At 72.6% G+C, this 18,842-nt stretch carries 15 protein-coding genes; 2 read left to right on the plus strand and 13 right to left on the minus strand.

Annotated features, from left to right (window positions below; all coding sequences use genetic code 11):
* Nucleotides 1-77 precede the first annotated feature (77 nt).
* From ptsP to dhaK, 3 genes are read right to left on the minus strand one after another with little or no spacing between them, the layout of a single operon-like run.
* Complete coding sequence (gene ptsP / locus WMF34_RS12905; RefSeq protein ID WP_437993468.1) at nt 78-2,558, minus strand: phosphoenolpyruvate--protein phosphotransferase; 2,481 nt, start codon at nt 2,556-2,558, stop codon at nt 78-80.
* Nucleotides 2,555-3,214, minus strand: a complete 660-nt coding sequence (gene dhaL / locus WMF34_RS12910) for a dihydroxyacetone kinase subunit DhaL (protein WP_437993469.1) — start codon at nt 3,212-3,214, stop codon at nt 2,555-2,557. The genes ptsP and dhaL overlap by 4 nt, the downstream gene beginning before the upstream one ends.
* Before the next feature lie 3 nt (nt 3,215-3,217).
* Nucleotides 3,218-4,219, minus strand: coding sequence for a dihydroxyacetone kinase subunit DhaK (dhaK, locus tag WMF34_RS12915; RefSeq protein ID WP_437993470.1), 1,002 nt, complete (start codon nt 4,217-4,219; stop codon nt 3,218-3,220).
* Nucleotides 4,220-4,325: 106 nt separating this feature from the next.
* On the opposite strand from dhaK, the gene WMF34_RS12920 reads away from it, so the two are divergent.
* Nucleotides 4,326-5,069, plus strand: coding sequence for a YqjF family protein (locus WMF34_RS12920; RefSeq protein ID WP_231864813.1), 744 nt, complete (start codon nt 4,326-4,328; stop codon nt 5,067-5,069).
* A 100-nt stretch (nt 5,070-5,169) separates the two neighbouring features.
* On the opposite strand, the gene WMF34_RS12925 is transcribed toward WMF34_RS12920, so the two are convergent.
* The 10 genes from WMF34_RS12925 to WMF34_RS12970 all read right to left on the minus strand — a co-directional run bounded on the left by WMF34_RS12925 (nt 5,170) and on the right by WMF34_RS12970 (nt 17,020).
* Entirely contained in the window at nt 5,170-6,126 is a 957-nt protein-coding gene (locus WMF34_RS12925; RefSeq protein WP_012235125.1) for a YheT family hydrolase, read from the minus strand.
* 47 nt (nt 6,127-6,173) lie between these two features.
* Complete coding sequence (locus WMF34_RS12930; protein WP_437993471.1) at nt 6,174-7,973, minus strand: MXAN_6577-like cysteine-rich protein; 1,800 nt, start codon at nt 7,971-7,973, stop codon at nt 6,174-6,176.
* A gap of 48 nt (nt 7,974-8,021) precedes the next feature.
* Nucleotides 8,022-8,183, minus strand: coding sequence for a hypothetical protein (locus WMF34_RS12935; RefSeq protein WP_437993472.1), 162 nt, complete (start codon nt 8,181-8,183; stop codon nt 8,022-8,024).
* Nucleotides 8,184-8,476: 293 nt separating this feature from the next.
* Entirely contained in the window at nt 8,477-9,853 is a 1,377-nt protein-coding gene (locus tag WMF34_RS12940; RefSeq protein ID WP_437993473.1) for a hemolysin family protein, read from the minus strand.
* A gap of 261 nt (nt 9,854-10,114) precedes the next feature.
* Complete coding sequence (locus WMF34_RS12945; protein ID WP_012235128.1) at nt 10,115-11,182, minus strand: 3-deoxy-7-phosphoheptulonate synthase; 1,068 nt, start codon at nt 11,180-11,182, stop codon at nt 10,115-10,117.
* Between the two features lie 238 nt (nt 11,183-11,420).
* On the minus strand, nt 11,421-12,215 hold the full coding sequence (locus tag WMF34_RS12950) for an RNA polymerase sigma factor (RefSeq protein ID WP_012235129.1): 795 nt from the start codon (nt 12,213-12,215) through the stop codon (nt 11,421-11,423).
* 226 nt (nt 12,216-12,441) lie between these two features.
* Nucleotides 12,442-13,725: an RNA polymerase sigma factor gene (locus tag WMF34_RS12955; RefSeq protein ID WP_437993474.1), complete on the minus strand. Its 1,284-nt coding sequence runs from the start codon at nt 13,723-13,725 to the stop codon at nt 12,442-12,444.
* A gap of 96 nt (nt 13,726-13,821) precedes the next feature.
* Entirely contained in the window at nt 13,822-14,943 is a 1,122-nt protein-coding gene (locus WMF34_RS12960) for a hypothetical protein (RefSeq protein WP_437993475.1), read from the minus strand.
* Between the two features lie 86 nt (nt 14,944-15,029).
* Nucleotides 15,030-15,527 carry a hypothetical protein gene (locus WMF34_RS12965; protein ID WP_231864815.1) on the minus strand — a complete coding sequence of 166 codons (498 nt, stop codon included), beginning with the start codon at nt 15,525-15,527 and terminating at the stop codon, nt 15,030-15,032.
* A 554-nt stretch (nt 15,528-16,081) separates the two neighbouring features.
* Nucleotides 16,082-17,020 (minus strand): hypothetical protein, encoded by a 939-nt coding sequence (locus tag WMF34_RS12970; RefSeq protein WP_437993476.1) that lies wholly within the window; start codon nt 17,018-17,020, stop codon nt 16,082-16,084.
* 769 nt (nt 17,021-17,789) lie between these two features.
* On the opposite strand from WMF34_RS12970, the gene WMF34_RS12975 reads away from it, so the two are divergent.
* Nucleotides 17,790-18,641: a hypothetical protein gene (locus WMF34_RS12975; RefSeq protein ID WP_157906643.1), complete on the plus strand. Its 852-nt coding sequence runs from the start codon at nt 17,790-17,792 to the stop codon at nt 18,639-18,641.
* Nucleotides 18,642-18,842: the final 201 nt, after the last annotated feature.

The following is an 18,842-nucleotide window of genomic DNA, read 5'->3' on the forward strand; positions in this document are numbered from 1 at the left end:
CGGGAGGTCGGGCGCCGGACTGGCCAGACGTCTGGCGGTCCCTGGCCAGGCGTGGCCGCTCCGTCACGGCACCGACGTCAGCCCGGACGTCGCGCCGCCGCGCGGGCTGCGCGGGCCGCCGCCGCGTCGTCGACCGCGAGCGCCGCCTCGGCGATGGCGGAGAGATCGGCGAACGAGGCGCCGGCGAGCGCGTCCTCCACCGCGTCGAACGCGGAGGCGCACATGCTGAGGCGCGTGATCCCGAGCCCGACGAGCAGCGGCGCGACGCCGGGATCGCCGGCGGCCTCGCCGCACACCGAGACGGGCCGCTTCGCGGCGTGCCCTGCCTCCACCACCCCGCGCACGAGCCGCAGCACGGCCGGGTGCGCCGGATCCGCGAGCGCGTGCAGCCGCGGGTGACCGCGCTCGGCCGCCAGCGTGTGCTGCGTCAGATCGTTGGTCCCGATGCTGAAGAAGTCGGCCTGGCGCGCGAGGCGCTCCGCCATGAGCGCCGCCGACGGCACCTCGACCATGATGCCCGTGGCCACGGGCCAGCGGTGCGCCGCGCCCATGGCCGCGAGCGCCTCGTGCGCGCGCTCCAGCGCGGCGCGCACGGCGCTCACCTCCGCGGCGATCGAGACCATCGGGACCAGCACCCGGATGTCATGGCCGCGCCCCGCGACCAGGATCGCGCGGAGCTGCGCCTCGAGCAGCGCCGGCCGCGCGAGGGAGAGGCGGACGCCGCGGACGCCCAGGCTGGGGTTCGTCTCGGCGTCGAGCTCGAGGTACGGCAGCGCCTTGTCCCCGCCGGCGTCGAGCGTGCGGACCACGATCGGAGCGCCGGCGAACGCCGCGAAGATCTCCGCGAGCAGCTCCGCCTGCTCGTCCTCGCCAGGCTCGTCCACGCGGTCCAGGAACAGCATCTCGGTGCGCAGGAGCCCGATCCCGAGGGCGCCAGCCTCGCGCGCTGCGCGCGCGTCCGAGGGGCCAGCCACGTTCGCCCAGAGCTCGACCTCGCGGCCGCAGGCGAGGCGCAACCGGCCGTCCCGGGCGCCTGGCGGCCGCCGTGACGCGCGGAGGGCCGCCTGCCGCCGCTGGAGCTCGATCGTGGTCTCGGGATCCGGGTCGAGCCACACCTCGCCGGTCGCGCCGTCGAGGCCGGCGCGCGCGCCGCCCGCGTCCGGCACCAGCGCCGCGGCCCCGGCGACCGCGGGGATGCCGGCGCTCCGCAGCAGGATGGCCGCGTGCGAGGTCGGACCTCCGCGCCGGTCGATGACGCCGAGCACCCGCCCCGCATCGAGCCGCGCGGCCTCCGACGGCGTGAGGTCCTCGGTCACGACGACGGCCGGCGGTCCGTCGGGCAGCACCGCCGCGGCGCCGCCGAGCAGGGCGCGCACCACGGCGTCGCCCACGTCGTGAACGTCGGCCTCGCGCGCCCGCAGGTACGGGTCGTCGAGCTGCCGGTAGATCGCGGCCGCGGCGTCGATCGCCTGGCGGAAGGCCCAGGCGGCGTTGCAGCGCTCCCGCTCGATGCGGGAGATGGCCTCGTCGACGAGCGCCGGGTCGCAGAGCAGCGCCTGATGGGCGTCGAGGATGTCGGTGCCGCGCAGCGCGCTGCCGAGGTCCTGCGCTGCCAGATCGAGCGCCCGCCGCAGCCGCTCGGCCTCGGCCGCAGGATCGTCGACCGTGGTCTCGGGGACCTCCGGGATCGACCGCACCAGCCGGACCATGGGGCCGAGCGCGACGCCGGGCGCGACCGGGATGGCGTGGCACGACGCGGGGGGCGCCGCAGGGGCGGCCGCCGGTGCGTCGCGCTGCAGGAGCGCAGCGAGCGCCTCGACCGCCTCGACAGCCTGCCGCCCGGTCGCGCGCAAGCGCAGCACGTCGCCCCGGCGCGCCCCGAGGGAGGCGAGCGCGATCAGGCTCGAGGCCGGCACCGGACCGCGCGCGGCCGTCACGTTCTCCAGGGTGATCGCCGCGTCGAAGGCCACAGCGCGCGTGATGAGCCGCGCGGCAGGGCGGGCGTGCAGGCCGCCCGGATCGGCGATCGCGAGCTCGACCGTCGCGGCCGGCGCGCCCGCGGAGGTCGCGGCCACCGCCGCCGCGGCGCCCGCATCGGTCGCGGCCACCGCCGCCGACGCGGGGCGCTCCGCCTCGCCGAGCTGCTCGGCCTTCGGAGCGAGCGCCTGCCGCGCCTCCGCGGCGACCTGATCGAGCGTGCCGCCCGCCGCGGCCCGCACGGCGGCCGCGACCGCCCCTTCCACGATCGGCCCGCCGGTGAGGCGCGTGCGCGCGGCGATGGCCGGATCGATGAGCTCGAGCGCCGTCTCGGCGCTCAGGATCGCGCCGCCGATGTCCATCAGCACGACGGCGCCGGCCGGCCCGCAGACGCGCTCGATCGCCGCGGCGATCGCGGTCGCGTCGGTGCCGAGATCCGCGCCGCCATCGCCCGCGCCCGCCGCGCACGCGATGGCGACCGCCTCGCCGGTCATCTGACGGGCCAGCGCCCTGGTGGCCTCGGCCAGCTGCCGGCTGTGCGAGACCAGGACGAGCCCGACGCGGCCCGCCGCCCCGCTCATACGCCTGCCGTCGCGGCCAGGCTCCGCAGCAAGAGCGAACACGACGTGGCGCCGGGGTCCTGATGCCCGGCGCTGCGCTCACCGAGGTAGCTCGCCCGGCCCTTGCGAGCGATGAGCGGCACGGTCGCGAGCGCGCCGGCCTGCGCCGCCTCGGCGGCGCGAGCGAGCCCGTCCATGAGCGAGGAGCGCGCCGGGTCGCCCGTGGGCGCCGGCGCGCTCAGCGCGGCCTTGAGCGCGTCGACCGCAGGGGAGAGCGCGTCGACCATCGTCTTGTCGCCGGGCGACGCCTTGCCTCGCCGCTTCACGCCGTCGAGGCCCGCCTCGAGGCACCCGGCCAGGGCCGCGAGATCGAGCGCCGCGGCGCCGGCCGCCCGCTGGCCCGCCTCGCGGAACAGCGTGCCGTAGAGCGGCCCGCTCGCCCCGCCGACGGTCGACAGCAAGATCATCCCGACGCCCTTCAGCAGCGCGCCGACGTCGCCGTGATCGAGGCCGCCGAGCCGGACGCGCACGGCCGTGAAGCCGCGCGCCATGTTGGTGCCGTGGTCGCTGTCGCCGATCGCCGCGTCGAGCTCGGTCAGGAGCACCTTCTCGCGCTCCATGACGTCGGCCGCGCGCTCGATCCACGCCGCGATGTGCGCGCCGTTCAAGGCCTCCATGGCTCAGGTCCCCCAGCGCAGCGCCGGCGTGTGCACCGGCGCGTCCCACCAGCGGAGCATCTCGTCGTCGAGCTTGAGCAGGGTCGCCGACGCGCCGGCCATCTCGAGCGACGTGACGTACGACCCCACGAGGCTGCGCGCGACCTTGAGGCCGCGGCCCTGCGCGATCGCGCGCGCCTTGCGGTACACGACGTAGAGCTCGAGGAGCGGCGTCCCGCCCATGCCGTTGACGAACAGCAGCACGTCGTCGCCCGGCTCGAACGGCAGGTCGTCGAGGATCGGCTGCATCAGGATCTCGGCCACCCGGTCGGCCGGCTCCAGCTTGGCCCGCCGCCGGCCGGGCTCACCGTGGATGCCGATGCCGACCTCCATCTCGCCCGGGCCGAGCTCGAACGACGGCTTGCCGGCGTGCGGCACCGTGCAGGCGGAGAGCGCGACCCCCATGCTGCGGCCGCGCGCGTTGACCCGCCGGCCGAGCGCCGCCACCTCCTCGAGCGGGCGGCCCGCCTCGGCGGCGCCGCCGCAGATCTTCTCGACGAGGACGGTCGTCCCCACGCCGCGCCGTCCGGCCGTGTACAGGCTGTCCTCGACCGCCACGTCGTCGTTCACGAGCACGCCCTCCACCGGGATTCCCGCCTCGCGCGCGAGCTCGGCGGCCATCTCGAAGTTCATCACGTCACCGGTGTAGTTCTTGATGATGTGGAGCACGCCGGCGTCGCCGTCGACTGCCCGCGTCGCTTCGAAGATCTGGTCGGGCGTCGGGCTCGTGAACACGGCGCCGGGGCAGGCGGCGTCGAGCATGCCGCGCCCGACGAACCCGGCGTGCAGCGGCTCGTGCCCGCTGCCGCCGCCGGAGAGGAGCGCGACCTTGCCCTTGCCCTTCGCCTCCGCGCGCGTGACGAAGCGCGGCGCGGCGTTCACCCGGAGGAGCTCGGCGTGCGCGAGCCCCATCCCCTCGAGCGCCTCATCGACGAGATCGTCCGGCGCATTGATGAGCTTCTTCATCCTGCCTCCGCTCCGTACCCGTTCGGCCCGCGCGCAGGATATCCCCATGCCATTGCCCGCCGCGAGAGGAGATCTTTTGACCGCGCCGTCCTATGCTGAGGTCGCCGTGGATCGAATCGCCCCCACGCTCCGCCCCCCTGGCCGCCCGGCGGGCTTCCAGCGCTGGAGAGAGCTGCTCTTCCTGCACTGGGAGACGCCGATCGCCGCGCTGCGCGCCGTCGTGCCGCCCGCGCTCGAACTCGACACCTTCGAGGGGAGGGCCTACGTCGGCGTCGTCGCCTTCACCATGCGCGACGTCAGCCCCTGGTGGTCGCCGAGCGTGCCCGGGATCTCGAACTTCCACGAGCTCAACGTCCGCACCTACGTCCACCACGAGGGGCGAGCGCCGGGCGTCTGGTTCTTCAGCCTGGACGCGGCCAAGGCGATCGCGGTCGTCGCGGCCCGGGTCGGCTGGCACCTGCCCTATCACCACGCCTCGATGGATCTCGACTCGAGGGACGGGGAGATCCGTTACCGCAGCGAGCGGCGCTGGCCGGGCCCCGTGCCTGCGCGCTTCGAGGCGCGCTATCGCGTCGGCGCGGCGATCGACGGCGGCGCCGCGGCGCCGGGGACCTTCGAGCACTTCCTGGCCGAGCGTTACCTGCTGTTCGCCGCGAGCGGCGGCGCGCTCAAGATCGGGCAGGTGCACCACGCGCCCTATCCGCTCCACCGGGCCGAGGTGACCCACGTCGAGGAGAGCGTCGTCGCCGCGGCCGGCCTGCCCGCCCCGGCGGGGGCGCCGCACGTGCTCTATAGCCCGGGCGTGGACGTCGACGTCTATGCGCTGACGCCCGCCGCGCCGCGCGGGTGACGCCGCCGCGCCGCGGCCGCGTGGTGATCCGATCGCGCTCCCGCGCCCCGGGGAGCCCGAGCCAGAGCGCCGCGGGCACGGCCGGGCCTGCGCCCGCGGGTCAGTGCCCCGTGAGCCAGTGGATGACCTGGGACTCGAGGCCCGGCGCCGCCCCGAACCCGAGGCTCAGCGTCCGCGGGAAGCCCACGTGCCCGCCGTGCCGGAGCCACTGCACGTCGAGCAGCGGCGAGCGCGGGTGGGCCTCGATCGCCGGCCGCACCGTGTCGAGCGGCACCATCGGGTCGGCCTCCGCCGCGACGATCAGCGACGGGACGGCGATGTCGCGGAGGCGCGGGGCGGCGCTCTCGCTCGCGTAGTAGGCCTCCGCGCTCTGGTAGCCGAAGCGTCGCGTCATGATGCGCCGGTCCCACTCGCGGATCGTGCGAATGGCGAGCGCCTCGTCGAGGGGCACGGGCACGGCGCGGCGCGAGGCGACGGCGGTGTACATCTCCTTCAGCCCGGACATCACATGCCTGCGGTAAACCCACCGTTCGGGCTGATCGATGGCGGCGACGGCCCGCTCGAGGTCGAGCGGCGGGCAGACGGCCGCCACGGCGTGGACGCGCCCGTCGAGCGAGCCCGACGCCGCGTAACGGAGGGCGATATGCCCGCCCAGCGAGTAGCCGAGGACGAGCACGCGCTCGTACCGGTCGAGCTCGGGGGAGGTGATGGCGGCGTGGAGATCGGAGAACAGGCCAGCGTGGTAGATGTCGTCTCCGTCGCCCCCGGCGCCGCGCAGGTTGATGCGCAGGCAGGCGAGCCCCGCGCGCTCGGCCCTCAGGGCGGCCTCGACCACATAATAACTCTCGCTCGTACCGCCGAGCCCGTGGACGACGACGAGGATCGAGCCCGCGTCTTCTCGGTGGCGGATCCTGCCGAGCAGCCGGACGGGCCCGGCAGGAGTGTCATCGACGTGGACCGAGAAGGGGGAAGACGGAGCGAGCCGCGGAGCGCGAATCTGATGCTTGAGCCAGGGAGCGACCGTCCAGAAGTGGCCGTGGAGGATGCGCTGCATCATCCCGTTCGTAACACGGGCGACGCAGCGTTTCTATTTCACCCGCTCGCTCAGCGACACACGACCTCCGACGAGCCGCTGCAATCGTTCCGGCACACGTCGCAGTGGGCGCACTGGAGCATCGCTTCGTAGAGGGCCGCGCTGGCCGGGTCTACCGTCCTGCAGGCCTCCTTGCAGGCGGCCGTGTCGCACGTACGGAAGCAGCTCACGTACTCCATGCACGGGATGCTTTCCACGCACGCCGAGAGCTCGTCGGCGCAGCTGGTCTCGAGCGCGCACCGGGTGCACCCCGAGCTGCCGTCGCCGCAGGTGCCCGAGCCGTCGCATACCGGCGGCGGGACGGCCCGCTTCACGTTGAGCGTGAACGCGCCGTCGCTGGTGTCGGTCGAGCCGTCCACCACGACCACGACGGTCTGACCCGCCGCGAGCGTCACCGTGACCTCCGACTGCTCGACGTCCGTGTCGTCGTTGCACGCGAGCTGAGCCCCCCTGCAGGTCGCGTCGTGCACGTGGAGCATCGTGTCGAACGCCGATCCGAACGTATCGAAGGTGTAGTCGCCGGCGACCGGCGCCGTGAACGCGTATCCCGCGTCGGGGCTGCTCGATTGGCGGCAGGCCGTCGTCACGGTCGGCCGCACGCTGTTGGGTCGGCCGACCGTGCTGCCGGTGATCGTCTGCGGCACCGACGAGGCGAGGGTCCCCGCAGGGCAGCTCGGCGCGCTCGCCCGCGTCACGCTCAGCTCGAAGGTGCCCGCCTCGCCCTCCGCGCCGTCGACCACGACGTAGACGGTCTGGCCCATCGCCAGGTCGGCCGTGATGACCGCGCTCGGGTCGGCGCTGCACGCGATCTCGGAGCACCCCGTCGCGTCGAGGAGGGCGAGGACGACGCTGTAGCCGGAGTTCGTGCTGTCGAACGAGTAGACGCCCGCGGTCGCGGCGGTGAACGAGTAGATGCGCTCGCCCGAGCTCGTGGCGGAGCACGTCGGGGAATACGTGTTCGCCTGGCCCGCGGTCGTGCCGTTGACGATCTGCGGCACGGCGCTGCCGAGATCGTTGCCCGGGCTCACCGTGCACGCGCACGCCCCGGCCTGGCAGACCTGCGAGTCGTTGCACGCGGCGCCGCACTCGCCGCAATGATCGGCGTTGGTCTGGAGGTCGACGCAGACCTCGACGCCGTTGCAGGCCGTGAGCCCGGAGCCGCAGCCGTCCTCGCATTCGCCGGCGACGCACGTCTGGTCGTCCGTGCACGCGGTGCCGCACTCGCCGCAATGCCCGGCGTCGTTCTGGAGGTTGACGCAGGCGCCGTCGCAGTCGGTGAGCCCCGCCGAGCACTCGCCTTCCTGGCACTCGCCGGACTCGCAGGTCTGTCCGTCCGTGCACGCGGCGCCGCACTCGCCGCAGTTGCTCGGATCGGACGCGACGTCGACGCACGTGCCGCCGCAGTCGGTGCGCCCCGCGGGGCAGCCGCCCTCGTCCTGGCACGCGCCGGCCTCGCAGGTCTGCCCCTCCTCGCAGGCGTTGTTACAGCGGCCGCAGTTCGCCTCGTCGCTCTGCGTGTCGACGCAGCTGTCGCCGCACGACGCGAGGCCGTCGTCGCACGCGGCCACGGCCACGCACTCGCCGTCGCGGCAGGTCTCGTCGCTGTCGCACGCCGCGCCGCACGCGCCGCAGTGGCTCGTGCTCGTGCCCGTGTTGATACAGATGCCGTCGCACTCCGTCTCCGGCGCGACGCACGCGCTCGTGGTGGGGCCGCCGTCCGAACACGATGCCACGGCGGCGAGCGCCGCCGCAGCGAGCCAGAGCAGGGTATACGTCGGCGCGAGCCTGAAGCGCGATTTGAGCTTTTCCATGAACCTTCCCTCGGCAGAGTCGCCGACGACGGGGGTCGTAACGCGGAGCTACCGGGAGGATACGACGATGGCCTTCCAGGATGTCAATCCTTGCAGCCTGAATCCCGCGCGCAGATCGTCGATCGTCGTCTGCGCCGGCGCGCGCGCCGTTTTGCCACCGTCGCACACCTTGACCACAGGGTGGGATGAAGAACATCTCAACGTCTTCATGATCAACACCATGTTGATCCACGAGCGCGTGGCGAAGGCCAATTACCACCCGTGCGCGGCGTCCACCTCACGGCGCTCGGCCGGCATGGCGATCACGGGCAACCTGATCACCGCCGGCGTCGCCGCGCTCAATGTGTTCACGGGCGCGCTTCAATACCTCTTCTCTTCGCGGCGCTCATCCCGATCGCGGCCGTCGTCTTCGGCCTCCTCGCCCGGCGCTGCGTGGTGGTCGACCACTTCCAGCGGAGGCCCCCGGGCGCGTCCGTCCCTGTGTCCTGACGCGTCGCGCCGGTTCAGCCCTCACCGCGCCGCTCCTCGTCCTCGGGCTCGCTCGCATGCGCGGGCGGGATGCGGACCCGCACCGTGCGGATCTGCCGCGGGCTCGCGTCCACGATGTGGAGCTCCGCCCCGTCCGGGGTCGTCACGACGTCGCCGGGCGCGGGGATGCGCCGGGCGAGCCCCAGGCAGAGCCCCGCGACCGTGGACCAGCGGACGTCGTCCGGCAGCGCGATCGCGAGCTGCCGGCTGACCTCGTGGACCGGCATGTCGCCGGGCACGAGCGCCGACCCGTCCGGCTCGCGCCGGATCGTCTCTGCGTGGGGCGGGTGCGCCTCGTTCTCGGCGAAGATCTCGCCGACGAGCTCCTCCACGAGGTCCTCCATCGTGACGATGCCGATCATGCCGCCCTGCTCGTCCACGACGACGGCGAGCTGGAGCCGGCGCCGCTTCAGCTCGGCGAGGAGCTCGACGGCCGGCATCGACCCGACGACGAAGTACGCCGGGCGCAGGATGCTCTCCAGCGAGAACTGCCCGTCGCCCCACAGGAGCGCGAGCACCTCCGGCATCGTGACGTAGCCGATCACGTTGTCGTTCGACCCCTCGTAGACCGGCATCCGCGTGTGGCCGTGCTCCAGCACGGCGCGCTGCACCTCCGGGGCGGCCGCGTCGCGCGGGAGCGCCACGACGCGGCCGCGGGGGAGCATCACCTGGAGCGCGGTGAGCCAGGCGAAATCGATGGCGCGGGACGCGATCTCGCCGGCGCGCTTGTCGACCGAGCCCGCCTCGGCGGCCTCGTCGACGATCTGCTGGATCTCCTCGGGGGAGAGGCGCGCCTCGACGAAGTTCGTGCGGTCGCCGAAGAGCCTCAGCACCAGGTTGGAGCTGGCGGTGAGCAGCCAGACGAGCGGGCGGGCGAGCGACGACAGCCCGCGGAGCGGCGGGCCGACGAGCATCGCGTACCGCTCGGAGGCGCGGAGCGCGAGCGACTTCGGGACGAGCTCGCCGAGGACGAGCGACAGGAAGGAGACGAGCGCGACCACCGCGGCGAACGCGAGCTCGTCCGCCGCGTCCCCGACCCACGGCACCGCGCGGAGGACCGGCGCGAGGTCCTTCGCGAGGGTCGACCCGCCGAAGGCGCTCGCGGTCGCGCCGACGACGGTGATGCCGATCTGCACGGTGGCGAGGAAGCGCTCCGGGTTGCCCCGCAAGCGCTTCACCGCCCACGCCCGGCGGCTCCCCGACTGGACGAGCTGGTCGAGCCGCGTCTTGCGGACCGTGACGATCGCGATCTCGGCGCCCGAGAAGACGCCGTTCACGAGCACGAGGGCCAGGATGATGAGGATTTCCGAGAGAATGGCGGCTCCCTCCGCGGCGTTCCCGGGTGCAGGCATAGCGTGTCGCTCGCCCGGACGGCAGCGGCGCCGGGCCCGCGACGCACGAAACCCAGGCGGCCGTGGCTGCAGCGTGCCGCGGGTCGTGGATTGCGCTCAAGATGAAATTTTCTGAAGGGAACCGCCACGCGCGGCGGTCGGTGTGTCGCCAGGCGCTGCGGCCGCCGTGGCGTCACGCACGGCCGCAGGCGCTGCGCGGTGGGTTCACGCCGCCTTGCTGGCGCGCCGGTCCCGCACGGCCGCAGGCGCTGCGCGGTGGGTTCACGCCGCCTTGCTGGCGCGCCGGTCCCGCACCGCCTGCGCGAGCAGCTCGAGCACCGGAACGGTGTCGTTCCAGCCGAGGCAGGCGTCGGTGATGCTCTGGCCGTAGGTGGGGAGCTTGCCCGGCGCGAGATCCTGTCGGCCTCCCACGAGGTGGCTCTCGATCATCACGCCGAGGATGTCCCGCGAGCCCGAGCGCAGCTGGTCGGCCAGGCTCTCGGCCACGATCCTCTGGCGCGCCGGATCCTTCTGGCTGTTGCCGTGGCTGCAGTCGACCATCAGCCGGCGCGGCAGGCCCGCCTTGGTCAGGCGGTCGGCGGCCTCGCGGACGTGCTCGGCCGCGTAGTTGGGCCCGCGCTGCGAGCCGCGCAGGATCACGTGACACGACGCGTTGCCGCGCGTCGCCACGATCGCCGAGATCCCCTGCTTCGTCACGGAGAGGAAATGGTGCGCCTCGCGCGCGGCCCGCACGGCGTCGACCGCGATCTGGACGTCGCCCTCGGTGCTGTTCTTGAAGCCCACGGGGCACGAGAGCCCGGAGGCGAGCTCGCGGTGGATCTGGCTCTCGGTCGTGCGGGCGCCGATCGCGCCCCAGGAGATGAAATCGGCGATGAACTGCGGCGAGATCGTGTCCAGGAACTCGCTCGCGCTCGCGAGGCCGAGCTCGGCGATGTCGCGGAGCAGCCCGCGGGCGACGCGGAGCCCCTTGTTGATCGAGAAGCTCCCGTCGAGGTCGGGATCGTTGATCAGCCCCTTCCAGCCGACCGTGGTGCGCGGCTTCTCGAAGTACACGCGCATGATCACGAGCAGATCGTCGCTCAGCCGGTCGCGCGCCTCCCGGAGCTGCGCGGCGTACTCCAGGGCGGCCTTGGGGTCGTGGATGGAGCAGGGGCCCACCACCACGATGATCCGGTCGTCGTCGCCCGAGATCACGCGCTCGGCGGCCTTGCGCGTGAAGGCCACGGTCTCGGAGGCCGCGGGGCTGACGGGGATCTCTTCGATAAGGATGGCGGGGGGGATCAAGGGCCTGAGCCCTGCAATACGAAGGTCGTCGGTCGAGTAGTACATCGTTGAGGCTCCAGCATAGCGCGACGACATACGCCCCGACTACCCGCGCGTGGGCCGGAGGCGCTTTCTGGCCGCTGTACGGCGCCCCGTACCCCCGTATCCCGTACGCCCCGCGATCGGCCTGAAGATTTGTCTCGCGGGCGCGGGCGGGCCATCGGGCCATGGGGGGCCGTCGGATCCGGGCTCACGCTGGCGTTCGCGCGAGCGCTGGCCCGACCGCGCTGGCGGCCTCCGCCGGTCACAGGCGCGCTGGCGAGTGCGCCCGCTCCCCGCCCGGTCGCCGCAGGAACGGGGCGCCCTTCGGCTGTGTGCGGCAGGGCGCCGCCGGCCGCTTCGTGCCCGCCGTGGGCGAGCGGGCGGGTCGCTCTGCCAGCGCCGTCCGACGTGGGGTGTTCGCCGAGCGCGTGGCGCTCGCCGAGCGCGCCGCCTCGGTGACGTCGCTCACGGTCGGCCGCGGCGGTCGTCGCTGCCTGCGCTCTGCGCGGGGCTCCTCGAGCAGCGCGCGCAGGGACGCGAGCGCGCGCGTGCGCCATTTGTACGCCGTCGACAGCGGGATCCCGTGTTGTTCGGCGACCGTCGCCATCGGCACGCCTTCGAGGTCGTGCGCGATGAGGATCTGCTGCTCCTCGGCCTGCAGCGACCTGAGCCGCGAGAGGATGAGGGAGCGCGTCTGCTCTACGTCGATCTGCTCCTCGGCGTTCGGGCGCTCGTCGGCGACGCGGCGCGGGGCGTGGCCGGAGGACAGCTCTTCGCGCCGGTGGTGCGCGCGGTCGCGGTAGTGGGCGGCCACGTGGACCGTGATCCTGTTGAGCCACCGCTCCGGTCGGGCGCGGAGCGGATCGTAGGATGGGAAGCTCTGGTATCCGGCGAGGAACACATCCTGGAGGATGTCTCGCCGATCACGGCGTGGGACCCCGAGCCGCCTAAGCCAATTCCATACGGAGTCGTAGGTCTTCCCCCGAAAGAGCCGGGCGAAGGCACGCTGTCTATCCAGCGGCATCGACGGTGCGAGAGTGCGATGCGGTTGTCCCATGCTCGCTTAATTAGGAGGAGCTGATCTCCCATCTCAAAAAAAAGCCATCGGCTCTGAAAAATGATCTCCTGTGCGGGAGAGCAGTAGTCGGCGGCGGTCGGGAGGGAGCGTATCCTGCGCGGGAGAGCAGTAGTCGGCGGCGGTCGGGAGGGAGCGTCTCCTGTGCGGGAGAGCAGTAGTCGGCGGCAGTCGGGAGGGAGCGTCTCCTGTACGGGTGACCGTTGCTTTAGAGGAGCGGGCGGGGCCCGGCGGCTGCCGTCCTCGTGCGGAGCGCGCGCAGCGCCGCGTTCCTCTCGGCCGTGAGGCGGCCAGCTGGGAACCTCATCCGGTGCTCGATCAGGCGGCGCTTCGCCTCCGCATAACGACCGCGCGACAACGCCGTGATCGCGCCGTCGATGAGGGTGCGCTCCGCGGCGATCTCCTGATCGTTCGACGCCCCAGGCGGTCCCGCGGAGGGCAAGGTCGCTCCGCCCGACGGACGGAGCGCGGCCTTCTGCGCGGGCAGCGCCGCGCTGGTCGCTCGCGGGTTCCCGGCGGCCGCGATCCGGCCGCCCTGCGGAGCGTCCGCCGCTGCAGCTGCGCCGGGCGGCGGCAGCACGGCCGGGGACCGCGGCAGCGCGGCCGGGGAAGGCAGCGACGGTGCGGCCGGGGACGGCGGCGGCAGCGCGGGCGGGGGCGGCGGCGTCCGGGCGACCGCCATGGCGAGCCCGGTCGCGGCGCGCGTTCCGGCGGCGGCCGGCGTCGAGGCGGCGCGCAGCGCGCCGAGCGTGAGCGCGATGACGGCGGCGGCGCTCGCCAGCGGGACTGCGATGCTCGCTGCGAGATGGAGCGAGCCTGCCCGCGTCGGCGCGCCGCCCTCGATCGGGAGCTTCCATGGCCACGGAGAGAACACCCCGCGGACCCTGCGGTACAGCCTCGTGAGCCACGTCGGCGCGCCCTCGCCTCCCGTGCGCGCCTCCTCGACGAGCGCGCCGGCGCTGAAGGGGACGAGCGCGAGCCCGCGGCCGCGCTGCCGCGCCTGCCAGCGACGCATCGCCGCCTCGATGTCGACCCAGGCGAGCCGGTGCCGGCTCCAAGCGGTGCTCAGGGGGATCGACAGCTGCTGGGCGATCTCGGCCATGTCGATCTCCTCGAGCTCATGGGCGACGAACACGCAGCGGCGCTCCATGGGCATCTCCTGGAGCAGCTTGTCGAGCACGCAGCGCCGGTCCCTCGCGATGGCGTGCTGCTCGGAGTCGGGGGTGACGTCGGGCAGCGCCGCGAGATCGTCGAACGGCCGGAGGCGCTCGTGGCGGCGGTGGGCCCGCCGGAAATGGTTCGATGCCTGGTGGGTCGCGATGCCCATGAGCCACGACCGCACGGTGCCCCGGCTGGGATCGAACCGCGGCAGCGCACGGTAGGCGCCGGCGAGGACCTCCTGAGCGACGTCCTCGATGTCCTGCGCGCGAACCCCGAGGCGGGCGAGGTAGCGGGCGATGAACGAGAAGTGCTCGTCGGCGATCTCCGCCATGCGGGCGTGGGAAGGCTCTGCGGATGTGTTTTTGCGTGACTGTGACCGCATCTCTGTTCCCCCTCGAGCGTGGCGACGGCGTCGTCGCGAAGCTTGTCAATGCGCCGCCTCGGCACCCCGAGGGAGGGCAGCGCGACGCGCGGGCGCCTCGCTCCGCGGATCGAGATTCACGTCCAGGCGGAGGCCCACGAGCCCGCCGTAGGCGGGCGGGGTCCAGAGCACACCTTCCTGGCTCTCGACGCGGAACTCCGAGAGGCGCAGCACGATGTCGCCATAGAACTGGATGGCGAGCCGATCGGAGATCGGGATCTCGATGCCTGCGCGCGGCCCTGTGGCGAGCCAGAGCGACGAGGTGTCGATGATCCTGGCGTCGGTGCTGGAGGTGGTCACGACCCCGACCGACGCGACGGCACAAGCGAAGAGGTGACGGCGCTGCGAACACGGCATCACGTTCGCCGCCGCGAGCCAGGTCGAGATGCTCGTCGCCTCGTCGAGCTGAATCGTGACCGGCAATTGAACGTGGCCTTCCATGCCGAGGGTGAAGGATGGATAACGAAGCGCGACATGGAGCGCCGTCCCGGCGGTCGTCTCCTGCAGGGTTCCGAACACCGCGGACCCCGCAAGGCCGACCCTGATGTCGGGCCACGCCCGCTGCGCGGGCGCGGCGGAGAGGGCGTCGGGCGGGGGCGGGGCAGGGGAGGGCGGCGGCGGGGGCGGGGCGGGCGGCACGTGGAGGCTCGGATCGAGCGCGATGCGGAGCGAGAGCGCCATGTTCATGACAAGCTCTTTGCAGTCGTCGTGATAGACGACCAGGTGCCGAGACCATGCGATGGATCCATCCGCGTCGTAGAGATCCATGGTGGCGTGTATCTCCCTCCCTGGACCGCGGAAGACAAGGGCTTTGGCCTGCGCGGCCGCCTCGGGCTCCACCGGGTCATAACCGAGCTGCCTGGCCATCTCCTCGCGCAGGAGCCCCTCGCCCGGGCAGCGCTCGGCCCCTGGCGCGCGCCGGTACTCGAGCTGCACCGCGGCGCGGGGCGGCGCGGCGCCGGCGCGCCAGGGCGACAGCAGGGCCGCGGCCGCAGCGACGAGCCACCACGGCGCTCGGACGCCGGTCCCGCCCGCCCGAAGTCCGGCCAGGGATCGCCGACGCGCGGAGCTGGGTCGGTCCTGCGCTGCCGCGTCCGCCCCGGTGTCTCTTGCTGATGCTGCTGACATGGTGCTCATCGCGGCGTGGTGACCGCTTGTTCAGGCCAGGTGTCATCGGCCGCATTCCCGTCCAGGGAGCGGCCGGGGTGACTCGCTCAGAAGGCATCCACGGGGAGCACGAGCCCCACGCCGACCACGCCGGAGAGCGGAGGGACCCGCCATACCTCTCTGTTGTTGACCCAGAGGGACGGACGGCTGTGGTTCGTGTGCAGCTCGGCGAACCCGCGCAGGAGCAGCTGCTCGGAGAAGCGCCAATCGCCCGCGACCCGCAGGCCGACCGAGCTGACCCACGGCTGGCGCGCTTGAATGCTGACGCCGGGGTCGCTCGTGATCCGCAGCTCGCCGGCGTCGAAGACGGCGCACACCGACAGGACCCCGCGATGACCGCAGATGTCGAGCGTCGGCATCGCAAGGCTCGCGTGGACCAGGACGCCGTCCGCGAACGTGTCCGCCAGGGAGGTGAACATCCGCGCCTCGACGCCGATCGACAGGCTGGGCCAGCGGAACGCCGTGGCGAAAGATGCCCCCCCGCCGAGCGCGGGCAGGAGGCCCACCGCGAGCAGCGGTGACGCGGAGATCTCGCCGCGGAACATGTGGTCGTCCTCCTGAGTCTCCCGTCCCGATTCAGACCGAGGCGTATCCGCGTGCACCGGGGTCGTCGCCATCAGGACAACGAGCACGGCGGCACAACCGGCGCGTCGCATCGGCGTCCCGGCTAGGGCGGGATCGGTGCGGTACGGAGCGGAGTGGACACCTCGACCCGATGCACGCCGCTGTCTCCCGTCCGGCCGCAACACCCCGCCATGTGGCCCCCCTCTTCAACGTCTCCGGCGCCCGTAGGACAGTGCACCTCTGCCGCGTGACGGAGGCCGGCTCGACGTCGCCGCTCCCACGTCGTGATCCTGTAGATACTGACTTTGGAGCGCACGTAAAGGCTTTTGTGTGCGCTCTCGAGCGCGCGGATCGCATTGCATTTTGGCTCGTCGATTTCTCCCGATCGAGAGATTTTCCCGTCATGCCCACGGATCCATCTACTTGGCGTGTTTGCCTGACATCACAGGTTCCGATCAAGCCCGACCGTGGTTCAGGAGAAGCCCGAATCGTGTGGCTCGGGCGGCGCTGCGCCGCCCTTCGCGGCGCGTGACCGTCACCCGTTCTCGCCTGGACGTGTCTGGCAGCAAAACGTGCTCGGACCGGTGAGGACGATCTCGCCTCGCAGCTCTCCGCCGCTCGGCTCGCAGCTTCCGGGCTGGTTGACCTGCCAGATAGCTTTCATGCTCTTGGGCGTTTCCCCGGGCTTGGCGGCGACGCAGCCCGGGGCATCGCTCGAAGCTGCACCGGCGGTGATCAGCTCGCCGCACGCGCCGTCCCGGAAGGAAAGGAGCGCCAGGGAACACTCGCTGCCTGTCGGAGGGCCGCACTCACACGGCGTGCAGTGGCGTTCGTCCCTCATGCCGTCGTAGAGGACGACGTCCTCCGGGTAATCTTCCGGGCAGGTCACCTCGCCCTCGCCGAGGTACATGATGCACCGAGCGAAGCCGTGTTCCTGATCGGGCGACACGCACGTCGTCGACGGAGAGGCGCACGTGGGTTCCCGGGGGGGGCCTCCGCACGCCACGCCGGAGCGATACCACCGCAAGGTGAACTGTGGCACCGGGGGGGGCTCGACGCTGGCTTCGCAAGGCGTCACCCGGGTCGCGCCGAGGACGAGCGATTGATGATCGTTCACCAGGGCGCCGCTGGGCACCACGCAGGTGCCGTTCAGCATGTCCCGGGGCTCATGCACCGAGACCGGCGTGCCACCGCAGTTCAGCGAGGCGGCCGTCCTGAGATCGGCGGGCAAGGCGCAGGCTGGCTCGCCGCACCGACATGGGCTGCACTCGAAGGGGAAGTCAGCGGTCTCGTACCCCCTGTACACCCTGGTCGGGGCGCTGCCGGGGCAGTTCGGCTCGTCCACCGTTCTGCCGACCCAGAGCAGCGCCGGGCCATAGAAGCCCTCCGGAGCCGGCTCGACACACTGGTCGCCGCTGCACGGGTCGTCGCATGCCGAGATGCACGCGTCGCGGTCAGGCTGGTTTCTACACACTTTCGCGCATGTCCGACATTCCGCTATGCAATCCCAGCGTTCGGTCCCGTAGGGCTCGCTTTCGCATTGATCCACGCACGTCCCGCATTCCGCTAGACACGCGTCCTGGTTGGGCACGTTCTCACACTCGGTGTCGCATGTTTCGTAAGTTATTTCGGTGTAGAAGCAGCCTGGGATGCACGCGGTGAACAGCAGCGCAAGGGCGAGAGAGGTAGTCTTCATAGACCTCCTGTCGGGAAGAGCTCGCAGCCCGCTTTACTACAGACGCGCCCGTTTCAAGCGAAGATGGGCCGGGATACGCCAGGAATGACCCCTCTCGACGCATTGCGATCAGCGCCGCGGAATTCCAAGAGAACGCCAACGGCGGCGATTTTTGTCAGCGCAGCCCGGGCTTGAGCGGCGCGAGGCACCTCGTGAAATGAAGACGCGCTGGGCCACGTAAGCGCTCGGTGTCGGAGTGCACCCTCGACCCAACTCCTGGGTGACCGAGCGCGCTCCTGCGCACCCCTGCGCGACCGAGCGCAGGCCGCGGCGCTCAGGCGCGAGCCAAGGCGACCGGGCGCACCGCGTCGGAGGGGGTCGGGTCGGTTGGGCTCGGATGCGCTCGGATGCGCCCGCGCCCGATCGCAGGAAGGCGAGCCGCGTGTCTCCAGGGGGCGTACTGGGACCGGGCTCAGACGCGTGAATCACGCGGCGCACGCGACGCGCGCGCCGCACGCGTCGAAAGCGCTCGCGGGGCGTGCGCTTGCTGCGTTAGGCTCCGATCCTGATGAGTGGGGATCCACCCGATAGCGAGCGCGGGCTGCATCAGGCCGGGCTCCGTCCTCAGGAAGAGGTGGGCTCGCGGGGGGCGGCGAGCGGCGCGCCGGCACCCTCGGCGACCGTCTCGCTCTCCTCCGGGCGGCGCTACGAGATGGAGGTGACGTCGGCGGGCGATCGGCTCGTCGTCCGCGGAAGGACGGGTGAGATCATCCTGCAGATGGAGATCACCGACGCCGGTCCGGTGCTGTCGTTCGCGGCGCCCGACGGCGAGCGCGCCGGCTCACGGCGAGGCGGCCGGGGGAGCGCCTCCTCCGCGCCGCCGCGGCGCGCGGCCTCGCCGCCGCAGTCCGTGATCGTCCCCTCGTCGAGCGGAAAACGCCCCCCCTCGGAGGGCGAGGCCGACGAGACCGTCGCGGTGCCGCGGGCCCTGCCGCTGCCCTCGATCAAGCTCCCGCCGGAGGCCGAGCCGCTGGAGCTCGATGGCGGCAACGCGCGGTCGGGGGTCACCCTCCGGCGATCTCCCGGCGAGCTCGACGCGAGCGGCGCCGTGCCGGCCGCGTCGGCGCAGGCGGCGCCGAGCGGTGCGGCCCCTGCGCCCGCCTCGCGGAGCGACCTTCCGGGCGCGCGGAGCGCGCTGCCCTCGCTCAGCCTTCAGCAGTACGCGGTCCTCTGCGCCGAGTCGTCGATCGGAGCGGCCGCGTCGTTCGACCAGGCGCTCCTGCGCCACGGCATCGCCGATCGCGACCTGTGGAAGGCCGTCGATCGCAGCTGGCAGGATCGGCTCGAGCGCGAGCCGATCCTCACGTTGCGCTGGATGGAGCTCACGACGCGCTACCGTGAGCACCTGACGCGCCGGTGAAGCTCGCGGCGTGATGCCCCGCGGATACCTGCTACAGCAGCGCCCCGCTCATGCCGGGCAAGCTCCCGGAATCTGGAAGACGAGGCAGCGGAACAGGCGGAACGAGCGGAACAAGACGAAGAAGACGACTGAACCTCTTTCCGTCATCTTCATCTTTCTGTGAACATCCCAAGAGGTGGCGCTGGTCCCGGGAGAGCGCGC

It is taken from the genome of Sorangium sp. So ce145, from assembly GCF_051525985.1.
Taxonomy (GTDB): Bacteria; Myxococcota_A; Polyangia; order Polyangiales; family Polyangiaceae; genus Sorangium; species Sorangium cellulosum_B.